Here is a 21483-nt window from a genome sequence, read left to right as displayed (position 1 = left end):
CGATTAATATATGTCAAAGATAAGGCAATTTGATGATAAACGTTGTTCCTTCGCCCTCTTTTGTTTCTACTTCAAGCGAGCCGCCGTGTCCTTTGCTAACAATATCATAAGCCAGCGAAAGCCCCAGCCCCGTGCCCTGCCCCGTAGGTTTCGTAGTAAAAAACGGCTGGAAAATCTTGGCTTTTACGTGCTCAGGTATCCCCGTGCCGTTGTCGCTGATTCTTATCTCAATTTCATCATCAATCTTGCTTGTTTTTACAATTACCTGCCCTTTGCCAGTTTTGTCTTTTATGGCATAAAAGGCATTGTTGATGATGTTGAGCAATACCCGCCCAAAATCTTGCGTAATAACAGGCACTTTTGGTAGGTTTGGCTCTAGCTCAGTCTTAAAGTCGGCATTAAAACTCTTGTCTTTGGCTCTTATGCCATGATACGCCAGGCGCAGGTATTCGTCGGCCAATGCGTTTATATCGGTAGGCTCTTTTTTGCCCGAACTTGCCCTTGAGTGCTCAAGCATACCTTTTACAATGCTACTTGCCCGCTTGCCATGATGGTTTATTTTTTCAAGGTTTTGCGAAATATCGCCGAGCAGTTCTTCTTCCAGCCCTTCGTCTCTGTCGGCTTTGTCTTTGCTTCTTTCTTCTTGTAGTTCCTCAATCAGTTCTCTGCTCAGTTCCGAGAAATTGTTTACGAAGTTCAGCGGATTCTGAATCTCATGGGCAATACCTGCCGTAAGCTCACCCAGCGATGCCAGTTTTTCGCTCTGTATCAATTGGGTTTGTGTGGCTTTCAGGTCTTCGAGCGACTGCGCCAATTCGGCTGTGCGCTCTGATACCTGCCGCTCTAGTATTTCGTTCTGAGCGGCCAATAATTGTTGTTTTTCTTGCTCATGTCTAAGATTTTCGGCTGATAATTTCTCTACCTCAGCCAGTTTTTTGCTCAACGCCTGATGTGTTCTTGTATATTCTCTCACCAACGATAACGACAGCCCGATTGGAATACTGAAAAACATGATTATAATAACCAGTACGCCCACACTTAAAATAATACTTGAAGAACCACCATTAAACGTGCCAACCGAGCCCCCAATCATGATGATAATGATACCTGCAGCAGCACACGCTGCCACTACAATAAGCGAATAAATAGGCACTTTGGCGTTGGCATCTCTGCGGCGGTCGGCCAGAATGCTTACCCTGATGAAATCGACAAAAAGTAATAAAAATGCCGGCCACGAATCAAGCGCATAAGGCAGATTCCAGTTAAAAATGTAAGATAGTAAGCCACCCAACACCAAAAAAGCCAAGATGTAAAAAATAACACCGAATTTCTGGTTGAGATACTTATACAACGATACATTAATCAGGAAAATACCTACATAAGTTGCAATAATAGAAAGCAAGCCGAATATCTCTCGGGTGCTTGTGTTATACTGATAACTTTCTATGCTTCGCAAAAAGAAAGCCAGCGTAAGCACAAGCATATTTATGCCCAGGCTGAGGCTCACTTTTCTGGTTCTGTTTGAGGCATAGAACGAAAAGTGCAGAATAGCGAAAAGCAGAAAAATGCCAGTAAAGAAATACAGAAACCCGGCGGAGCGGTTTGTTTGCTCTTCAAGAAACTGACCTATGGTACGGGCATCGTGTATTTTCAGAGTAAACACGCTTGAATTAGTACCCGGATAATAGAAATTACTCTTGGAAAACGAATAACGAACGGCCAATATGTGCTTGTTGGTATCTGCTAAAACAATGGGCAGCGCATCTACTTCCGAGAGTGTTTTTTCTACCTCGGCTTTTTTACTTACTACGCCTAGCTTGTAGACCAGTTTACCGTCGAGGTATATCTCAGATGCACCCATTTGCCTGACACTGATAGAAAGTGTTTGGTTTACTAAGGCCTCTGTTACCTGTATGGGTCTTCTGAACCAGGCTATTTCGGCCTCTCGGAGTTTTGGAAACTCTTCAATAGATTCACTAATATCCATTCTCTCCCATTGGCTGTCGTCAAAATCGGGTTTTGCCCAAAGCAGATTATCACCCGTCTTCCATTTCCAATGGTTGCTAAGGTTATAACCATACACTGGAATCGAATCAAGTGGCGAAAACTTCTTTTGCCCTTGCACCTGAAAGCTTAAAAGAAGTATAAAAACAACTAAAAAATGCTTCATTAAATTGGTAAGTGTCTTTATTTGAGTAATGTCTTTTAGTCTTGAACTTTGATTTAGCTGATTTTACTGATTTACCTGACCTAATATGATTTATTATTTTCTAAATTCATAATTGACATCATTAAAGTAAAGCGAATTATAGAAATCAAGCACGGAGAAATTTAGCACTTCAATAACTAGAATCAGTAAAATCAGATTAATCAGGTAAATCAAAGTTCAAGATATTCTCAATTCACAGGTATTACAATCACAAACTCGGTGCCTTCGCCTTCTTTTGAGTTTACTTCTAAGGTACCATTATGCCCTTTTACGATAATATCATAAGCCAACGATAAACCCAGCCCCGTACCCTGCCCTGTTGGCTTGGTAGTAAAGAAAGGCTGAAAAATCTTGTTCTTTACACTCTCGGGGATTCCGGTGCCGTTATCGCTTACTTTTATCACAATTTCCTGGTCTTTTTCTACAAATTCGGTGCTTACTTCTACCAATGGCTTGTAGCCTTCAATACCCATTCTGGCCTTTTGTTGCACAGCATAAAAGCCATTATTAAAGAGATTAAGCAATACCCGCCCGAAATCCTGCGGCACTATGCTAACTTTTGGCACTTTAGGGTCAAGGTGTGTCTTGAAGTCGGCATTGAAAGTTTTGTCTTTCGCCCTTAACCCGTGATACGACAAGCGCAGGTATTCATCAGCCAAATCGTTCATGTCAGTTTCTTCTTTTTGCCCTGTGCTGGCACGTGAGTGCTGCAACATACCTTTTACAATACTTGCCGCACGCTTGCCATGATGGTTTATTTTCTCTTGGTTTTGTACCAAGTCACTTACCAAATCAACAATCAAATCTTTATCCTGGTCTTCACGGTCGAGCTCTTCTTGTAGCTCTTTGGCTAGTTCTACACTCAACTCCGAGAAATTATTTACAAAGTTGAGCGGATTCTGAATCTCGTGGGCAATGCCTGCCGTCAGTTCTCCTAATGAAGCCATTTTTTCGGCCTGCACCAACTGGTTTTGTGTCGATTTCAACTCGGCAATGGTTTCTTCCAGTTCGTTTTTCTGGCGTGTCAGCTCGGCTGTTCGCTCTGCTACCTGATACTCCAATTCCTGCTTTTTAGCCTCACTTCTCAATCGTTCTTCTTCTGCCTTTTGCCTTTGCGTTTGCTCTTCTTTATTTTGCCTGTGGGCATAAAAACCAAAACCAATCATCCAGAAGAAAGCAAAGCCATACGCCGAACCAAATATTTCGTCGTACTCTTTATGAAACGATGGAAAAATAAGTTTAAAGAAAGTGTTGATACCTATCATGATTACAACAGGCAGCACAGCCGTAAACAGCACACGGGTATTGCGGTTGTATCGGGCTCGGTAGATAAAATACGCCCCCACCAATATAAAAACCTGGTAGTACCAATCATTAATAAACCGTAGGCCGGGTATATTTGCCACCAAAAACAACGGAATAACAAAAAGCCATGTTTTTTTAAGTAGTTTATCTTGCTCCGGAAATCGCTTGGGAGTATCGTAATACATTCTGAGGAAACGTATCACGAAAAACGTAAAAAGACCCTTTTCTACCATGTCGCTGTAATCAACTTTCATATTGCTCTCGGAGTAATAGAGTTAAGTGTTTTAATTGGCTGTGTAATAATAAATCATATCTATTAACTAAAATTGAAAATATATTATCCCTACGGGATACATACATTCAAAATGTATAATTTATCTACCGATATAACGTTCCTCTGGAACTTAAAAAATTTCAAATTTCATATCCCGTAGGGATGGTATATCGGTAGAAAATAAAAGTTCACAAAATCTGTATCCCGTAGGGATAATATATTTTTAACTTCATCCAACAGCTACTAAATCATTTTCAACCAAAAATAGAGAAGAATCCTGCAAAATACAATTTTAAGGCTTTCGCAGAAGCCTGTTTCTTTAATTCAACAGAAAAAACCGCTTGATTAGAATTATTTGAATAAAATTTGTGATAATATTTGCACTCTGAAACCAAAAGTAAAATTAAAGAGGCAAAACCAACAGACAGATGAATATTGAAGCGGCTGAAGCATACGTTTTTGAAAAACTTGAAGAGAGTTTATCAGATACCCTGTTTTATCATGGGGTGCATCATACTGTTGATGTAAGCAATGCCGCCTTACAGATAGCCATAGCCGAGGGAATACACGATAAAGAAACCCTGCTGCTACTGCAAACCGCTGCACTTTACCACGACCTGGGCTTTATAAGCACCTACAAAGGCCACGAAGAAGAAGGCTGCCGCCTTGCACGGGTATCGTTGCCGAATTTTGATTATACCGACGAACAGATTGAGAAAATATGCGGCCTGATAATGGCTACAAGAGTACCACAAGCCCCTGCTAATCATTTAGAAGAGATTCTGGCCGATGCTGACCTTGATTATCTGGGTAGAGACGATTTCTGGCCTATTTCAGATTCGCTTTATCAGGAACTCAACAAACGTGAACTCGTAACAGACACCGATACCTGGAACAAACTACAGATAGAATTTCTGCAAAACCACCAATACTGGACCAAAACCGCCCAACAATGGCGCCAACCCAACAAACTAAAGCGTATTGAAGAATTGAAGGGAATGATAAAGTAAATGCTTATTTTATAAGGTCTAATTTCCCCAACTCGACAATCTGCAATCGAAATTCGACAATAATTTTCAGTGTACCGACAATCGCTTCAATTTATCATTTTGCAGACGAATGCGTTGGCACAAGATACGTAACACACTGCGCAGCAATTCGTCACGCTCTTCCATCAGGTCGTAGAAATCGTCCTGGTCTATTCTGAATAACAGCACATCGGTTTTTGCCAAAGCCGTAGCCGAACGAGGTTCAGAATCGAGCAGAGCCAACTCGCCGAAAATATCACCTTTGCCCATTGTGGCAAAAATCACCTCGTGGTCAACAATCCCGATTTCGCCCGAGTAAATCACATACATACAATTGCCAATTGCTCCCTTCTGAAAAATCTCCTCTCCTTCATGATACGTTACCTCATTCATAATCGGCACAATCGATGTGAGCACGTTTTCTGGCGTTTCAGAAAACAATGGTGTGTTTTTCAATACAATTACACGCTCCAGCTCCGATATTTCGTTTTCGTGGTGTCCGTGATGCATAGCTAAAATATCTTTATATTTTTCTGTTAAACTCGCTTCTTTTACTATTATTTCTCTGCTGGCTTCATTAAATAACTTTTTCTGATGCCCCACATATTTTTCAAAAAGTGTATGATTTTTATTAGCCTTAAAATCCCACTTACGCATAGCTGCTACAATTGTCCAGTCGCCAAAAGCAAGGCTTCCTTTGTCGAGCACATATTGCACAATTGGTATCCGCTCAATATCTTTATCGAAATAGGCCTCAAAAACAGCTCTTTTCTTATCGATTTCCGACTCGTCGAGTATCGCATGCAGACACTTATAAATAGACCTCGGAATAATATTATCCAGAATCTCAAGCGCATTAGCTCTTTTCTCTTTCGACGAATGCTCAACACCCAACATGGCATCTTGCACCATATCTTTGTCATAAAGCAGCATCAACAAATAAAAAATGCGGTTCGACGACTGCCCCAATTCATATTGTAACAAGGTATCTTCAAGCACACCAAAACCATTCAATACCTGGTAAGCGTGCGCCAGTTCCTCCTCCAGAAGTTTTTCAAATAGTGCTTCGTAATCTTCGGCATTATTGCGGCGGCTTAGTACTTTCAGTGCCATTTGTCTTACAATAAGCGACTCATTCTGTACCAGGCGTATCAACAAGCGTTCGCTCGAAAGGCTCTGGTATTTTTCGCTAAACAAAACCACTTTCTGCAACAAGCCCGTATCAACCCCTTTCGATAGTGCCTCAACCTCGGCAAAGCCCCTACCCCCCGATTTTATCAGGCTGTTAATGGCTTTCTTGCCCCATATACGGTCTTCTAATAAGTGTACAAGCCCTTTTATTAAAACCGAAGAATCAATGGCTCCTGCTACTTCTATGGCTTTTTCTTTTACGGCTCCGGTCTCTTTTTCAAGGCATATCCGCACAAAGGTTTCGTATTCTTTCAGGCGTAAAAACTCAATAATTTCGAGTGCTACAATCAAGCGTGATGTTTCTGTACTTTCACAAAGTTCATCCAGCTTGGCCTTTGCCTCAGAGCGTTGTATTTTCCAACAGGCTATAATTGCCCCTTCGAGCGTATAAATATTTTTAGAATTCAGGTAAAACGAGCGTTGTTCTGACGACGTGGCCGACGTACAGGCTATCTCGGCCGAAATACGACGAGCCAGCGGATTAGGCTCATTTTCGTTGAAAATCTTTAAAAACTGCTCATCTAAAACCAAATGCCTGTTTCTGACAACCGTCAGGATATGTAACCTTACTTTATCTGATTTATTCTTTAGCAATATCGATACCTGATTCTGAATAACCTTAGGTTCAAACTTCACCATCCAGTCAATGGCGCTGATTACTTCTTCTGGCTTATCGCTCGTGAGGTTTTTCAGTATAATACCTACGGCATCGCCTTGCACAACCAGTTCGTTGCTTTTCAGGAATCGCTTGCTCAAAGCATTTTTCAACTCTATAATATAGCGTTTGTAGGCTTTATTCAGGAAAAACAAAGCCACTAACGATAACACCACCGTAAACGAAAAGGCTATCCAGATGGCCGTAGAATGCGCATAATAGGCTATCAATAACAATATACCTGCCAAGCCCATACCAAGTGGCTCATAAAACCCTTTGGCCAGAGTATGCCCTTTAAGCCTTTGCTGGGTTGATAAAGGCTGAAACATAACCAGAAAAACGGGGTCGAAGGCGGTACGTCTTAATACCTCAAAACACAAATAAGCCGCGCTGAAATCCCAGAGTAAAGAGCTATCGTCGTGTTGGTAAGACGACATTCCGACCAACAACACTGACATCAGCAATGTACCTATCGGCAATAAAAGAAGCACATTTTTCAGCCCGAACTTATCAATTACTTTGCTCGATAAAACTAATTTAACAATAGTAGAAATAGTATAAGTAATGGCCAGCAAATAGCCCACAAACTGAATTACATCGTGCTGATGATGGAATTTATACTTTACGTTTACGAAGAAATTATACTCTACCCAAGTAGCCGAGGCCGCTATGGCAACCAAACCGATACACATTTCGAAAACCAGATGGCTACCACCGAATAGTGTTTCTACAATCTTGGAATCGGTATGGCGGCGCACTTTATTCTGATGATGGCTCGGAATCTCGGTTAATTCAAAAGTACGTTTTTGTGTTAAAAATGCCAGCAAAAACGTAAAAAAGGCCACAAGCACCAATATTGCCAGCACCGAGGTAGAATGGATTAATGCCGCCAGAATAGCCCCGATAGCCTTGGCAGGCACATCGCCCGAACCAATTACGCTAAAGAGCCGCTTGCTCTGCCGCACATCAAAAACCAAAGCCGAAACTCCCCAGAACTCAAGATTTACGAGCAAATAAATCACTCTGAACCCTACCATGATACCAATGGCTACAATGGTTGAGTGATTAAAAAACAAAATTGTACCCATAATAACCGACAACACCAGCACCGCCAGCAAAACCCGCACACTGAGCTTTTTGAGCACCAGGTTATGCTCATAATGCTCATAGATTTTCCCTACGCCCATCATGGCAAAAGTAGAAACAATATAAGCAATAGGAAGCGATACTTCAGGGTGATGTTCGAGCAGAATTAGGTTCGCAGATACGTATACTAACACGGTTCCTAAACTAATAAAGAAATTGTGTAGGAAAAACAATATAAGCAGTCTTGATTCTTTAGGGCGTTCGTCTGTCTGGGCTATGCCACTCATATTTTTAGTTTCAACCATTTGTATTTTAAGAATGGACTACGCAATTTAGGAATGTTTTTTTAAAGATTTATTAAGTTTCCGAATTTGAGACCAAGAAAGAGCCACGAAAAAACCGGCAATTTTGAAATCTTTGATATAACTTGTATTATTGCAAAATAAAATGGCACTTTTCAACGAAAATATCGCACTACCCAAAAACAAGCACTATCGCCCCGATAATGGCTACGGATTTGCGCTGAAAAACTGCTTGTGTCATTTCTCAAAACCCCAGCCCATACTGGTAGCATTTTTTCAGCTATTGTTCTTTATGGCACAGTTTGGGTTTTACTAATGCGCTGCGCTATGCACGCCTTTATGGCATATTTCTTCATTAGTTTAACCCGATTTAGTGATTGCATATAGGTTAATGCCTGTTTGTGTTGTTTTGATGTATTGAACATTGCAATGCAATTGTTTAACACCGAATGAATTCGGTGCCTAATTAAACAAAGGAATGTTTTAATATGTGAGCCGGACCGGGCGTCGGTCGCTTAAGTCCGGCGTTTTATACAAAAAAATACCTTTGTTACATTAGACGGCGAATTTATTCGCTGGCACTTATGACATTCACATAAATACAGGTAAAGCAAATAATCGCTCAATCACCATTCACTCATTAGTTCAGTAAAAAACATGCAAAATATATTTGTTTCGTCCGAAGTAGGCACATTACGCCGTTTGATTATCCATAGCCCTGATAGTGGTTTGGGCAAAGTAGTACCATCTAAAGCCCAGGACTGGCTTTTTGAAGACATTGTGCACCTTGAAACCATGCGTCGTGATGAGTACGACTATTATGTAAAGATTTTGTTATATTTTCTTGACCCCGAAAAAGTAAAAGGCAAACTACACGAAATTGATGCCGATACAAGCCGTGATTTCTACAAGCCCGAAAACAAAAACTATTTCAGGTCAGATAAAGTAATAGAGTTTGAAACCCTGCTGGCTGATATTCTGGCTATGCCCGAAGTGCGCACCCAATTGATAGCGGCCGTGTGCGCAGTTGAAGAATGCTCGTTCGGGTTTCAGAAAGAACTGGCCGATATGGCTGTGATTGACCTGGCAAAGGTGCTTATTACAGGTACAATGCCCAACAACAAAATGCTCTTCCCACCGATACCAAACCTCATTTTTACCCGTGATATTGGTATTGTGGTAAACGACCACCTGCTGCTTAACAAACCAGCCAAATATGCCCGCACGAGGGAGTCATTACTGGCTAAATACATATTTTTCAACCACGATATTTTTGCTGATTTAAGAAACAAGATTATTGAAGTAACAGAAGACGAAAACCATTTTCTGCTGCCGGAAGACGAACAGGAAGACCGACTAAATACCCTCGAAGGTGGCGATGTAATGATGGTAGCACCTAACCATCTGTTAATAGGCGTAAGCGAGCGAACATCAGTGGAAGCAGCACGCCAAGCCATTGATTTACTTTTTGAACGCAAAGTTGTGAAAAAAGTAACCATCATCAAGATTCCGCAAAAACGGGACTATATGCACATTGACACCATTTTTACACAAATCAAATGCAATGTATGGGTTTTGCTAGGCTCTTTGGGTCGTGTAAAAGAAGAAGCTGAAAAACAGAAAACCTGGGAAAAACTCGGCCAGAAACCAAGCTATGAAACGCTTATCATTAAGCAATTCATCGATAAAGCTGATGGGGTTAAAATCAAAGATTTTGATAATCTGGAAGACTTACTTACCTCAATCACGAGAGATGATTTGAATTGTTATGATGACATCAAATTTATTTATTCGGGCAATAACCAGTTCCCGTATGGTGCTCGTGAACAATGGACTGACTCTTGTAATTTGCTGGCCTTGAAAGAAGGCGTTGCCATAGGTTACGACCGCAACGACCACACCGCCGAGGCATTCAGAAACGCAGGTTTCAAAACAATCAATGCCATTGATTTGCTCCAGAAATTCGAAAACAACGAATTATCGCCCGAAACACTCACCAATACAATCATCATGCTGCCATCGGCCGAGCTTTCAAGAGCCAGAGGTGGCTCGCATTGCATGAGTTTACCGATTTTGCGAGAGAACGTGATATAGAAATATTTTTAGTCTGAGCCGTAGATTTATGGCTCAGGCTAATTCAAATCAAGTATGCTACACTAAATTATTCAGCTCAAATTTTGGTAGGCAACGCTAAAGGTGGCATTTTTGTGGGAGTATAATAATTTAACACCCTACCACTATTTAATGAAAAACACCCTCTTACTCTTCTTACTGCTTGGCGCAACGCAGGTTTTTGCACAGAAAAAATCTTATTATGTATTTACTTCGTTCAGAGACAACGGGCAAGATGGCCTGCATCTGGCACTAAGCCAAGATGGCTACAATTGGCAAGCCCTCAAAAACGACCAGTCGTTTCTGAAACCACAGATTAACCACCCCGATAATCTGATGCGTGACCCGGCCATTAAACAAGGCCCTGACGGCACGTATCACATGGTCTGGACGGTATCATGGAACGGAGATAATGGTAAAATAATTGGGTATTCGAGTTCAAAAGACCTCATCAACTGGACACCCCAAAAGGCGATTCCGGTAATGGAAAACGAAGATAATGTGCGGAATGTATGGGCACCTGAATTATTTTACGACAAAAAACAAAAAGACTGGCTTATTTTCTGGTCGTCGACCGTCAAAGGTAAATATGCAGAAGACACCACCAATCTGAGCGAAAGCAAATACAGCCATCGCTTCTATTATGTGCGTACCAAAGACTTCGTAAATTTCAGCGAAACCAAGCTTTATTATGACCCGGGCTTCAATTGTATCGATGCTACTTTGCTTGAAGAAAAAGGCAAGTTTTATATGTTTCTGAAAGATGAACGCCTGAAACCTGTAAAGAAAAATCTTAGAATAGCAGTTGGAGATACCCCTGCCGGCCCATTCAAAAATGTAACAGAGCCTTTTACCATCAGTTGGGTAGAAGGGCCATCGGCCATTAAAATCGCTGATTACTATTATGTCTATTTCGACCACTACACTAAGCCGCATTATTATGGTGCTTATCGCTCAAAAGATTTAAACGATTGGCAGGAGGTTTCGGCACAAATGCGCTTCCCGAAAGGCATGAGACACGGCAGCGTAATAGAAATTCCGAAAAAAATAGCGGAAGGATTGCTTAAGAATTGAGTGATTTTTAGTCTTAAACTTTGATTTACCTGATTAACCTGATTTTAATGATTAAACCAGAAGTAATCATAATACAATCGTAGAACTCAGGTAAATCAGAAAAATCAGGTAAATCAAAGTTCAAGACTACCTTCCCCTCACCGCCTTTGCACCGTCGCACATGGCTTTTAGTTTTTGGCGAGAGGCCCAGCGGGCTGTTTGGCTCAGGCCACAGTCGGGTGCAACTGCCAGTTTTTCTGCCGGAACGTATTTCAGGCAAAGTTCTATTCGCTCTATTACGTCTTTTACTGTTTCGCAGTAATAGTTTTTTACATCAATAATACCCACGGCTACGTCCATTTTCTGGGCAAACTCGGCCAATAATTCTACCTCATCAAACTCACGATTTGCCATTTCGATATGAATCTCATCGACATTCATATCCAGAAAATCGGGCAACATCGGGTGCAATTTCCGATACCCCACCGGACGGCCCTTAAAATTACCAAAGCATAAATGTGTTGAAACCCGGGCTTTGCCCACTACGCCTTCAATAGTACGGTTAAAAATATCAACAAAGCGCTTGGTGTCTTCTTTATAGGCATAGCACGACATAGACGGCTCGTCGACCGTAATTTCGGTGCAACCCGCAGCCACTAAATCTTCCAGTTCTTTTTTTACAAAAGGCAAAAGCCCTTCGGTAACCTCAAAGCGGTCTTTGTAGATTTTGCCATCGGGCAGCATCCGTCCCGATAATGTATAAGGCCCCGGTACCGATGCCTTGAGCGTATGCCCTTGCGGAGCTAACCTTGCCAGACGCTGGTATTCTTTCACAGCCCCTAGTCCTTTCGGGGCTGTCAATGGCTCAACAATTGAATGTTTGCCCCGTTGGTCGTGCGCAGGCGGCCCAAACTTACGGGTTTCGGCATGATTAGGTTCAAGCCCTTTAATAAAGCCGTAGAACGATAAGTTAAAGTCAAGGCGGGTTTGTTCGCCATCAGTAATCACGTCAAGCCCTGCTGTAGTCTGGTCGTGAATAGCTGCAATCACAGCATCTTCAATCATTTCTTCTATATCTGCCGCACCAAACTTATCGAGGTTCATAGAAGAAAATTCAAGCCAACCCGGAAAAGGATAACTCCCTACAACGGTTGTTCTGATAGGTATAGGTTGCATATGAATAGGTGTTTATTGAGTGAATTGTCTGAACTTTGATTTACCTGATTAAACTGATTTTTTTGATTTTGTAATGATTACATATAGTTAAATCATAGTAAATCATAAAATCAGGTAAATCAAAGTTCAAGACGTTTACATAAATTATTTAACAAGTCTCCGATGGTAATTAATCTGGCCTAAGTGATAATTGAAATGCCCATAGAGATGAATCAGAAAAAATTCGTTGCTCTCTTGGCCTCTATGAAATTCTTCTACATGGTTTCTTGCCAGGTCTTCTTCGCTCAGGTTAGCTATTACCACTTTAAGCATTTCTCTTGTATCTTCAATTTGCTGAATCAGGGTGGCTCTTGGAACGTTTTTATCCGAAAACTCCAAAGGACGATTCCGTACATAGCCTGTATTACCCAATTGCGCACCTATATAATGATTCAGGTTTCCCATCAGGTGCAGGCACAAATTTCCAGCCGAATTACTGATTTCTCCGCTTACTTCCCATAACAACGCTTCGTCGGTATAAGCTTCAATTTCGGTTTTAAGTCTTAGTAAATCTCTGTCTAATAGTTTGATTAGTGATTGTTTCATTATCTGATTTATTAAAATTTCGCTCTTACGCCCATTTCTCTCAATAAACTTTTGTATTTTCTCCGTCGCTTGTATGCTGCATAAGCAAAACCCACAAAACTTAAAGTTAATAAGTAAAAACTCGCTTCGTGTAATCTATATATTTGTGTATTTCCTTCAAAGAAATGGCTTAATACATCAACCACAACCAGCATTGGCCCAAGAGCAAAAGCAATTCCTAAGGTTATTAATATTCTTGATTCAATCAAAGCCTCATTTAAACTCTTGTTTTTTAGATTTATCTCTTTGTTTATACGCTTGGGTAAATCATGTGTTAGAATTTCCTTTATTTTTTCGTAGTCATCATACGAAAATGATGTAATTTTCACAAACCCTTTATCTGTGTATAAAACCAACTCATCCCATTCTTTCCGTGGTCTATATACTGTTTTGAAATGCTCTTCATCAAATGATACTATCCTTTGCCTTTCTATCACAAATTCTTTTCCTACTTTACCTTTGGCTCTTATATTTAGGTCTGTAATTGTTAAAACCTTAAGACTAAGTGTATATACAAAAACTATCAAAAATAAAACCAGACAAATTGGCCCAAGTATTAAATGAATGCCCTCTTCGGATGACTCACAAAACCCTATTAGCAGAGATATAATAGCAGCACCAAATAAAATCATCAATAGTAAAAGCGGTTTGAGAAAGCTTTTAATGTTGAATGGGTTACTTACTAGAATTATTTGTTCTTTTGTCTCAAGCAAGGCACTACTAATTTCTGTTAAAAAAATACTTATAGTTTTTAAGAAACTGTTTGAGTTAAATTTTGAAAATGGAAAAGAGCTATTTTTGCTTCAAGACGAGATTTAAAAACCGGAGTTTAGCAGAGCTAAATGAGGATTTTTAGAGCGAAGTATTGAACAAAAATCGCCTTTTTCAATTCAACAAGATTAACTCAAACAGTTTCTAAGCTTCTTTATCCTCATCTAACAACTTCTTATATTCTCTCCAATGTTGAGTTCCTAAATAAATAAAAAGAGCCGATATACCAATTAATAGATATGAGCTAACACCATCAAGATAGCTAAATTCATTTTTTTTAGAGTTATTAGCTGGCCTAATTTTTATTCTCTTTATTTCTATATTGCCAAATTTAGCACCGAATACCTGGATAGAATTAAAATATTTATCCATAAACTTTATGGGGATTTCCTCTGAAAACTTTTTCCTGTATTCATCTGAAGAAATACTTAAAATAACTTCATTATCTGTATACAAAGCGTTGCTGAAATCTTTATAATCAATATCCTTAAAATACTCTTTATATAATTTAAACTCCATATTTGGATATTCATTTAACTCAAACTTCAAACCAATTTCTTTTTTAGGTTTGCTTTCTGTTATTACATCAGAATAAGGCCTTATTTTCCCCTTTATCTCCGTTAATTGGTTATATTTCATATCAGAAGCGGCATATTCAAAATAAAAGAATTTTAAAAAAGGAAAAGAAATACATAAAAACCCCAATAAAAATAGTTTCAATGAATATCTAGGATTCTCTCTAATTTTCTTTTTTTTTCTATGAACCTGTTTAAACTTTTTATTTAATGACGAAAATGAATGATTTTTTGATTAGATGAAGGGAAAAGTTGAGGACGTAGTAGAACTACGTTCGAAATTTTTCTCTGAAATATAATCGAAAAAGCATCATTTGCAGGCAAAAGAAATAAGTTTAAACAGGTTCTATATAAAGAATCATTAAGGAAATCTTTTAAACCCGCCGTTAGAGTGAGTTTTACCTTTTTATAGTCTGGATGTATTTTGGAAGATACTGTTATATAGTCGTCTTTGGTAAAAAGCAATAATTCATCCCATTTGTCTACTCTCTTATTTGATGTTTCCTCTAAATGTTTTTCATGAAATGAGACAATGTCTTCTCTATTAATAACTATTGACTTCCCTCTAATACTTTCCCAAAATATGGCTATTTTGGTTATTTTTAAAATTTCCAAATTAAGCACCCTCCTTAGAACAATTAGGGTAACTATAAGGCATATTAAGCCCAAAATGACATACCCAAACGCCATATATGGTTCATGTGAAAAACCCAAAAAGAAAAAAGTTAGGCTTACGCCAAACAACACTACCAATAATACAATCCTACTCCCAAAATTCTCATGATTTACTGGACTGCTTATTAGTATATATTTTTCATTAGTATCTATCATTTAACCTTCCAACTTATCCTATTTTTATCAATTACCTCACCGAAGCTACTGCTTGCTGTGCAATACCTTTATTACCCAAAAACACTCATCATCAAATCTTCAAACGCATCCTTACATAATCCTTCCCACTTTTCTGAAATACATCTGAATCTATCTGCATTCCGAATTTTTCATAAAAACCAATGGCCGTAACCCTCGCATCGCAGATAAGTTCTTTTATACCTTGCTTTTGTGCTTCATCAATCATAAAATTCAACAACTTTGAGCCATAGCCTTTTCCTTGGCGGCTCATGTCAGTAGCAAATTTTCTGAATTGCGCCTGCTCACCATTCACAAACATTGAAATAACCGATACCAGTTTGCTGTCTTCAAATAGCCCATAATGTAGCCCTTGTGCATCGTTGGGGAGCTTCACAAAGTCGAGTGGTTTATCGGCCCACATCACTCTATGGCGCAGCCCCCAGGTCTCAATTGCATGTATTTGTTTTAGTTCTATCACAGTGCTTATAAGTCTCTTATCCATATATTCCTGAATGCTACTTCTGAGCCATGTTCTTGCAAGGCAATCGGCCCCTTGCCCGAATAATATTCGTACGATGGAATGCCGATATACTGTATTGTTCCCTGAATCTCGAAGTGGTTCAGCACCATCACGCCATTCATCAATACCGTTACATAGGCAGGGGTTTCAACCGAGCCGTTGTATCTGAATTTTGGCGCAGTAAAAAATATGTCGTAGCTGTTCCATTCGCCTGGCTTCAGCATGGCGTTCGCAATCGGAATCACCTGTTTATATACACTACCCGCCATACCATTGGCGTAGATGGGCACTTCGTTATTGTAGGAATCAAAAATCTGAATCTCGTACTTGCCATGTAGAAACACCCCACTATTACCCCCGTCAGGATACCCCACTTTTTTAGAATCAAGCGGCATATTAAACTCAACATGTAGCTGAAAACTACCAAATTCCTGTTTGGTCATCAACTCGCCCGTACCTTTTTTGGCTATCATGGCTCCATCTTTCAAAAGCCATTTCGATGCCGACTTGTCTTTGGTATGCTGCCAGCCGTTCATATTGCTGCCATCAAAAAGTATAGTAGCATCAGAAGGTGCTCCGCCGGGTGTTGTGGCAGGTGTAACTATTTTGGGGAGAGGCTCCCACACCTCGGTAGTTTTAGGTACCTTAAAATTCTGCGCAAAACTGCCGAGGCTCAATGCAGCCAACGCCAATTGGTAAAAAATCTTTTTCATAGGTTAAAGTAAATAGGTTGACAATCTGTTAATCGTTCTGGGTTTTGTTTTCTGACACATAACTCGGTACTCCCAGCTTGGCATACATCTTGGCTATGCGGTGGGCGTGTTCGTCGTAGGCAGCTTCAAATAATTCGGTGGCTTTTTGTGGGCCTACCAATGCCCCTGCCGTAAGTACTTTTGGCGGATGCCCCGCTTGCGTGAGGTAGTCGGCCACCTGTGCTTTAATACTATTGATAATCATAGCCCCACCTACGGTTGAGCCCGGCGATACGGGCGTATCAAGATTGGGCACATACACCATCGAATCGCCAACGGGTGCGCCTGTGTCTAACACGAGGTCGGCAAAGTCAGACAGTTTTTTATGGTCGGCACGCTTGGTAATACTGGCTTCCAGATGTTCTTTAGTTACCAATGCCACTACTTTAATACCTCTTTGCTGAAAAATTTCAGCCATTTCGACAGGAACAATATTTGTACCCGACGACGAGATTACTAAGGCCGTATCAAGCGTCGAAAAATCGAAGTTTCTTAAAATACGGTCGGCAAGGCCGCTTACATTTTCTAAGAACATGGCCTGGCGTTGTCCGTTTGCCCCTACTACCAGATTATGGAATGTCAGCGAAAGTTCTACAATAGGATTAAAACCCGGAAAAGACCCATAGCGAGGCCACATTTCTTCGACCATGATACGGCTATGCCCAGAGCCAAAGACATGCACCATACGGCCTGCCAGAATCGAATCGGCAAACCATCGGGCTGCTGTTTGAATTTCGTTTTCCTGTTGCTTTACGGTTTCAACAATTGCCGCACATTTATTCAGATAATCTTGTATAACACTCATTTCTATAATTTCTTGTTTGATTTTATTTAGCTAATACAAAACTGGCAGCACCAATAGCCCCTGCCATATCGCCAAAATAGGCTTGCTCGATTATCGTTTTTTTGTCGCCGGGTCTCCACTCGTATAATTCCATAAAAGAAGCCAGCGGTTCAAAAAGTGATTCTTCGGCTAGTGTGATGCCACCTGCCAGCACCACCATTTCGGGCGATAATAGATTGGCAAGAGAACTGATGGCAATAGCCAGTTTCCTGACCGACGAAAGCCATAAATATGAAGCAAAATAATCGCCTTTGCGATAGGCTTCTACCAACTCCCAGGTTGAAGTAAAACGCCCATGACTCCGTTTTTCAATCGAATAATTGCCAATGGCGTACTCAAGGCTACCCACCATGCCCACAATACTCTGGGTTTCTTCGTGACTATTGAGTGAGATATGCCCCATGTGCCCCGCCATTTGCGAAAGCCCCTGATACAATTGTCCGTTGATTAAAATGCCCCCTCCTACGCCCGTGCCTAGTGTCAGCAGCACCACATTGCGTTTGTCTTTGGCTACACCAAATTTTGCTTCTGCCATCAGTGCGGCGTGAGCATCGTTCAGCACATAGGTAGCATCGCCGAGGTACTCGCCCCACATAAAATTCTCTAAGCCTTTCAGTCGATTAGGTAAGTAAGCAATACATTGGTTTTGCTCATTTGGCAAGCCCGGAGCAGACAAACCAATACCCAGAATAGGTTGTTGCAGATAGTTTTTCAGGTACTCAACCATTTCCTTCACATTCTCACGCCAAGAACCATCTTCTGTATCTTTGGTCGGAATATAATGTTGTTTCAACACCTCCCCATTCTGGTTGATTATCAAACCTTTTATGTTTGTACCCCCTAAATCAATACCAATTACGTATGCCATATTTATTGTCGATTTTCGAATATTGGAGTTTACCACAGAGTTTCACCAAGTTTTGCACGGGGTTTCACGGAGTAAATCAGTGCAAAACTTGGTGAAACTCCGTGCGATTACTCTGTGTTACTCCGTGGTAAATAAAATAGTTTGTCAAATTAGTACTGCCCCTCACTCACTCCCCAACCACCATCAACAAAAAGCGCTTGTCCCGTAGTGAATTTTGAGCTATCAGACATAAAATACACGGCAGCACCATCCAAATCACTTGCTTGTCCGTTTCTCCCACCATCTAAAGGCTGCTTGGTTTTCACAAAATCCAGAATTACTTCATCTTTTGATGCTCGTTGCGACATAGGCGTTTCTACCAAAGCCGGAGCCAATACGTTTATTCTGATATTATCGGGCGCATAATAAGCCGCAATAGATTTAGAAAACCCAATAATTGCCGATTTAGTAGCAGCATAAGCATGGGTTGAAAAATACTTCGGCGATGGCGAAACACCCAACACCGAACCCATATTAAGAATAGTACCACCCTTACCGAGTTCCAGAAACTTACGGATAGCCGCCTGATTTGAAAGCATCAGGCTAGTAAGATTCAATTCAAAGGTTTTGTTCCAGCCATCTAAAGATATTTCGTGTAGTGGGCCATCACCAAATTTGCGTCCGCTGCCGCCTGCTACATGGTAAAGTCCATCAAAACCGCCAAAATCTTGTATAGCTAAATCTATGGCTTTGGTAGCGGTATCGGGGTTGGCGGCATCGCCACTCATGGCCCGTGCATTTTCGCCCAGTTCTATTTCGGCAGCCACACAACTTTCAGGATTCCGACCAACTACTACTACTTTTGCCCCACTTTTTACAAAGGCTTTGGCAGCCGATAAACCAAGGCCCGTTGTGCCACCAATAATAACTATTTTCTTGTTTCTTAGCATCTTATTTTACCGACGTTTAATCAATCAAACAAGCAACTTGTCTATACAAGCAAAAGTAATGAAAGAAAAAATCTTTACAAATTTTTTTGTAGCATGATTTTAATTCTGCTTTGTAGAATAATTATTTCAGAGAAATACAATTCCCTTAGGATACATTAGATAATAATCGTTTAAAAAATATTCAATTGGGTAGAGACAGGGCAGTGCCCTGTCTCTACGTGTACGATCTAGAAAACAGGCTCTACTCCCTTAATTATTAAAAAACAAAAAAGGGTACTGACTCGAAAATCAGTACCCTTCTATTATGATGATTTATAAAATCAACAATTATCTTTTACTTGCATACGAAGTATAATATTTCTGTGCTTGTGGCAATTGCTTTTTCAAGTCTGCAATACGGTCTTCGTCAGCAGGGTGGGTTGAAAGCAATTTTGGTGGTTTTTGTGAGTTTTTACCAGCCTCAGCCATTCTTTGCCAGAAAGCCACTGCATTCGATGGGTCGTAGCCGGCCATTGCCATAAAAATCAAACCTAATTTATCTGCTTCCGACTCTTGTTTACGGCTATTAGGCAATACATAACCAACAGTTGCTCCTACCCCTAATACTTGTCCTACAAGATCCATCACTTGTTGGTTTCCGGTATAGATTCCTGCACCTGCGGCACCAATTGCTGTTATACCTTGTGCGGCCATTGCCTGGCTCATACGCTCACGGCCGTGGCTCGCAATAGCGTGGGCAATTTCGTGGCCCATTACTACTGCTACACCTGCTTCATCTTTACAGATTGGCAAAATACCTGTATAAAAACAAACCTTGCCACCCGGCATACACCAGGCATTTACTTCTTTGCTTTGTACCAGTTTAAACTCCCACTGGTAACCGTTAATTACCTCGCTGTAATTGTTCTGAATCAAATAATTCTCAACAGCAGTCTTTATTCTTCCGCCCACTCTGGCAATCATTGCAGCATCGTTATTGTTGGCAGGTACTACCTTCGAGGTATCCATAAAGCCCTTGTACTCGGCAAAACTCATTTGTATCATCTGGTCGTTTGAAACCAAGCCTACAAACTGGTTACGGCCGGTAAGTGGTACTTTCTGGCAAGACCAGATTAATGTGAATAATAAACAAGCAGCTACCGAAGATTTCAATAAGGTTTTCATCGTATTATAGTAAATTTAGTTCTCGTTTTTTTTAGACGTAAATAGTTGAGAATATAACGAAATCACAAATATTTATTTTCAGATAAAGTCTAAAAAATCAGACCATTATCTGTAAGCGAAATAGTAAAATTGCCTATTTTTGTAAAATTTCCGTAATGTTGGGAGCCCCAAAAGTACAGAAAAATTAAATAACTCAAACCAAAATCTAAACTTTAGAGTCTGCTTTTATCGTATGAAAATTATCGCAATTGGCCGAAATTACGCCGAACATATCAAAGAATTAAATAACGAACGTCCAGATGAGCCGGTAATCTTCACAAAGCCCGATACGGCTGTTTCTAAAAACGGAGAGCCTTTTTATTATCCTGATTTTTCGAAAGATATTCATCATGAAGTTGAAATCTTGCTTAAAATCAACAAAATGGGTAAAAACATTGAGGAAAAATTTGCACACAAATATTATGACGAAATAGGTATCGGCATAGATTTCACAGCCCGTGACCTACAATCGAAGCTAAAAGCGAAGGGTTTACCGTGGGATTTAGCCAAAGGATTCAACGGCTCGGCACCTGTTTCGGAGTTTGTATCTAAATCGAAGTTTGCTGATTTAAAAAATCTAAATTTCAATCTGGATGTTACCGACGCTAACGGTGAGACACAAACTCGTCAGCAAGGCAATACGTCTTTGATGCTTTTTTCGTTCGATTACATCATCTCGTTTGTATCAAAATATTTTACCCTCAAAACTGGCGACATTATTTTTACAGGCACACCCGCTGGCGTTGGCCCTGTAAAAGTAGGCGACAAACTAAGTGCCTTTATTGAAGGCGAAAAAATGCTTGAGTTTGAAGTAAAATAAGAGTAAGAATAAGCGAAAAAGACAATTGTTTTTTAAGATATAAGCATTGGCAGGAAGATATACTATTTATAAAGGAGGCTGTTAAAAAAAGACCCCATCCCCAACCCTTCCCCAACAGTGGGGAAGGGAGCAAAAAGTAGAAATTCTAAAAGAAAAGTATACAAAATATTACTTGGTGCTAATACCGCTAAATTCTTCTTTACTGACAGTATATAGAGGAGCTTTTATCTCCCTTCCCCACTGTTGGGGAAGGGTTGGGGATGGGGTCTTTTTTTATAATATCACTTATCTTAATTATTGTTCGTCAATAACGCAATTATTAATATATCCTCCC

At 40.3% G+C, this 21483-nt stretch carries 19 protein-coding genes; 5 read left to right on the top strand and 14 right to left on the bottom strand.

The window, feature by feature from the left end; all coding sequences use genetic code 11:
- Window positions 1-13 precede the first annotated feature (13 nt).
- Together WAE64_RS18945 and WAE64_RS18940 are read right to left on the bottom strand one after the other, a co-directional pair.
- A complete protein-coding gene (locus tag WAE64_RS18945) occupies window positions 14-2170 on the bottom strand; it encodes an ATP-binding protein (protein WP_340239209.1) in 2157 nt (718 codons plus the stop codon).
- 227 nt (window positions 2171-2397) lie between these two features.
- Complete coding sequence (locus WAE64_RS18940) at window positions 2398-3768, bottom strand: sensor histidine kinase (protein WP_340239208.1); 1371 nt, start codon at window positions 3766-3768, stop codon at window positions 2398-2400.
- 448 nt (window positions 3769-4216) lie between these two features.
- Here WAE64_RS18940 and WAE64_RS18935 point away from each other — a divergent pair, with 448 nt between their 5' ends.
- Window positions 4217-4798, top strand: a complete 582-nt coding sequence (locus WAE64_RS18935) for an HD domain-containing protein (protein WP_340239207.1) — start codon at window positions 4217-4219, stop codon at window positions 4796-4798.
- 66 nt (window positions 4799-4864) lie between these two features.
- On the opposite strand, the gene WAE64_RS18930 is transcribed toward WAE64_RS18935, so the two are convergent.
- Window positions 4865-8035: a cyclic nucleotide-binding domain-containing protein gene (locus tag WAE64_RS18930; RefSeq protein WP_340239206.1), complete on the bottom strand. Its 3171-nt coding sequence runs from the start codon at window positions 8033-8035 to the stop codon at window positions 4865-4867.
- Window positions 8036-8195: 160 nt separating this feature from the next.
- Here WAE64_RS18930 and WAE64_RS18925 point away from each other — a divergent pair, with 160 nt between their 5' ends.
- From WAE64_RS18925 to WAE64_RS18915, 3 genes are all read left to right on the top strand, one after another.
- On the top strand, window positions 8196-8366 hold the full coding sequence (locus WAE64_RS18925) for a hypothetical protein (protein ID WP_340239205.1): 171 nt from the start codon (window positions 8196-8198) through the stop codon (window positions 8364-8366).
- Between the two features lie 341 nt (window positions 8367-8707).
- Window positions 8708-10144 carry an arginine deiminase family protein gene (locus WAE64_RS18920; protein WP_340239204.1) on the top strand — a complete coding sequence of 479 codons (1437 nt, stop codon included), beginning with the start codon at window positions 8708-8710 and terminating at the stop codon, window positions 10142-10144.
- A 150-nt stretch (window positions 10145-10294) separates the two neighbouring features.
- Window positions 10295-11236, top strand: coding sequence for a glycoside hydrolase family 43 protein (locus tag WAE64_RS18915; protein ID WP_340239202.1), 942 nt, complete (start codon window positions 10295-10297; stop codon window positions 11234-11236).
- Window positions 11237-11362: 126 nt separating this feature from the next.
- Here the strand turns inward: WAE64_RS18915 and WAE64_RS18910 are convergent, their stop codons facing one another.
- The 11 genes from WAE64_RS18910 to WAE64_RS18860 form a co-directional block, all read right to left on the bottom strand.
- Window positions 11363-12391, bottom strand: a complete 1029-nt coding sequence (locus tag WAE64_RS18910) for a cobalamin-independent methionine synthase II family protein (protein ID WP_340239200.1) — start codon at window positions 12389-12391, stop codon at window positions 11363-11365.
- Window positions 12392-12535: 144 nt separating this feature from the next.
- Window positions 12536-12976 (bottom strand): DinB family protein, encoded by a 441-nt coding sequence (locus tag WAE64_RS18905; RefSeq protein WP_340239198.1) that lies wholly within the window; start codon window positions 12974-12976, stop codon window positions 12536-12538.
- An 11-nt stretch (window positions 12977-12987) separates the two neighbouring features.
- The gene (locus WAE64_RS18900) at window positions 12988-13650 is read right to left on the bottom strand and encodes a hypothetical protein (protein ID WP_340239196.1); all 663 of its coding nucleotides are present in this window, start codon (window positions 13648-13650) and stop codon (window positions 12988-12990) included.
- Between the two features lie 280 nt (window positions 13651-13930).
- Window positions 13931-14506: a hypothetical protein gene (locus tag WAE64_RS18895; protein WP_340239195.1), complete on the bottom strand. Its 576-nt coding sequence runs from the start codon at window positions 14504-14506 to the stop codon at window positions 13931-13933.
- Between the two features lie 62 nt (window positions 14507-14568).
- Window positions 14569-15192: a hypothetical protein gene (locus WAE64_RS18890; protein ID WP_340239193.1), complete on the bottom strand. Its 624-nt coding sequence runs from the start codon at window positions 15190-15192 to the stop codon at window positions 14569-14571.
- A gap of 91 nt (window positions 15193-15283) precedes the next feature.
- Window positions 15284-15715: a GNAT family N-acetyltransferase gene (locus WAE64_RS18885; RefSeq protein WP_340239192.1), complete on the bottom strand. Its 432-nt coding sequence runs from the start codon at window positions 15713-15715 to the stop codon at window positions 15284-15286.
- Entirely contained in the window at window positions 15697-16446 is a 750-nt protein-coding gene (locus WAE64_RS18880; RefSeq protein WP_340239191.1) for a 3-keto-disaccharide hydrolase, read from the bottom strand. Before WAE64_RS18880 ends, WAE64_RS18885 begins: the two co-directional genes overlap by 19 nt.
- A 28-nt stretch (window positions 16447-16474) precedes the next feature.
- Window positions 16475-17290: a sugar isomerase domain-containing protein gene (locus tag WAE64_RS18875; protein WP_340239189.1), complete on the bottom strand. Its 816-nt coding sequence runs from the start codon at window positions 17288-17290 to the stop codon at window positions 16475-16477.
- A gap of 22 nt (window positions 17291-17312) precedes the next feature.
- Entirely contained in the window at window positions 17313-18197 is an 885-nt protein-coding gene (locus tag WAE64_RS18870; RefSeq protein ID WP_340239187.1) for an ROK family protein, read from the bottom strand.
- Window positions 18198-18346: 149 nt separating this feature from the next.
- Window positions 18347-19126: an SDR family NAD(P)-dependent oxidoreductase gene (locus WAE64_RS18865; RefSeq protein WP_340239185.1), complete on the bottom strand. Its 780-nt coding sequence runs from the start codon at window positions 19124-19126 to the stop codon at window positions 18347-18349.
- A 327-nt stretch (window positions 19127-19453) separates the two neighbouring features.
- Complete coding sequence (locus WAE64_RS18860) at window positions 19454-20290, bottom strand: M48 family metallopeptidase (RefSeq protein WP_340239183.1); 837 nt, start codon at window positions 20288-20290, stop codon at window positions 19454-19456.
- 232 nt (window positions 20291-20522) lie between these two features.
- Between WAE64_RS18860 and WAE64_RS18855 the strand changes: the two genes are divergently transcribed.
- Window positions 20523-21149 (top strand): fumarylacetoacetate hydrolase family protein, encoded by a 627-nt coding sequence (locus WAE64_RS18855; RefSeq protein ID WP_340239182.1) that lies wholly within the window; start codon window positions 20523-20525, stop codon window positions 21147-21149.
- Window positions 21150-21483: the final 334 nt, after the last annotated feature.

Source organism: Emticicia soli (assembly GCF_037860775.1).
In the GTDB taxonomy this organism is placed as follows: Bacteria; Bacteroidota; Bacteroidia; order Cytophagales; family Spirosomataceae; genus Emticicia; species Emticicia soli.
This window is presented reverse-complemented; position numbering and strand designations above follow the sequence as displayed.

Coding starts and splice junctions, on each gene's coding strand:
- WAE64_RS18920 (WP_340239204.1), top strand. CDS start 8,708: ATGCAAAATATATTTGTTTCGTCCGAAGTAGGCACATTACGCCGTTTG.
- WAE64_RS18915 (WP_340239202.1), top strand. CDS start 10,295: ATGAAAAACACCCTCTTACTCTTCTTACTGCTTGGCGCAACGCAGGTT.
- WAE64_RS18870 (WP_340239187.1), bottom strand. CDS start 18,197: ATGGCATACGTAATTGGTATTGATTTAGGGGGTACAAACATAAAAGGT.
- WAE64_RS18890 (WP_340239193.1), bottom strand. CDS start 15,192: ATGATAGATACTAATGAAAAATATATACTAATAAGCAGTCCAGTAAAT.
- WAE64_RS18945 (WP_340239209.1), bottom strand. CDS start 2,170: ATGAAGCATTTTTTAGTTGTTTTTATACTTCTTTTAAGCTTTCAGGTG.
- WAE64_RS18855 (WP_340239182.1), top strand. CDS start 20,523: ATGAAAATTATCGCAATTGGCCGAAATTACGCCGAACATATCAAAGAA.
- WAE64_RS18905 (WP_340239198.1), bottom strand. CDS start 12,976: ATGAAACAATCACTAATCAAACTATTAGACAGAGATTTACTAAGACTT.
- WAE64_RS18910 (WP_340239200.1), bottom strand. CDS start 12,391: ATGCAACCTATACCTATCAGAACAACCGTTGTAGGGAGTTATCCTTTT.
- WAE64_RS18930 (WP_340239206.1), bottom strand. CDS start 8,035: ATGAGTGGCATAGCCCAGACAGACGAACGCCCTAAAGAATCAAGACTG.
- WAE64_RS18880 (WP_340239191.1), bottom strand. CDS start 16,446: ATGAAAAAGATTTTTTACCAATTGGCGTTGGCTGCATTGAGCCTCGGC.
- WAE64_RS18875 (WP_340239189.1), bottom strand. CDS start 17,290: ATGAGTGTTATACAAGATTATCTGAATAAATGTGCGGCAATTGTTGAA.
- WAE64_RS18935 (WP_340239207.1), top strand. CDS start 4,217: ATGAATATTGAAGCGGCTGAAGCATACGTTTTTGAAAAACTTGAAGAG.
- WAE64_RS18925 (WP_340239205.1), top strand. CDS start 8,196: ATGGCACTTTTCAACGAAAATATCGCACTACCCAAAAACAAGCACTAT.
- WAE64_RS18940 (WP_340239208.1), bottom strand. CDS start 3,768: ATGAAAGTTGATTACAGCGACATGGTAGAAAAGGGTCTTTTTACGTTT.
- WAE64_RS18865 (WP_340239185.1), bottom strand. CDS start 19,126: ATGCTAAGAAACAAGAAAATAGTTATTATTGGTGGCACAACGGGCCTT.
- WAE64_RS18885 (WP_340239192.1), bottom strand. CDS start 15,715: ATGGATAAGAGACTTATAAGCACTGTGATAGAACTAAAACAAATACAT.
- WAE64_RS18860 (WP_340239183.1), bottom strand. CDS start 20,290: ATGAAAACCTTATTGAAATCTTCGGTAGCTGCTTGTTTATTATTCACA.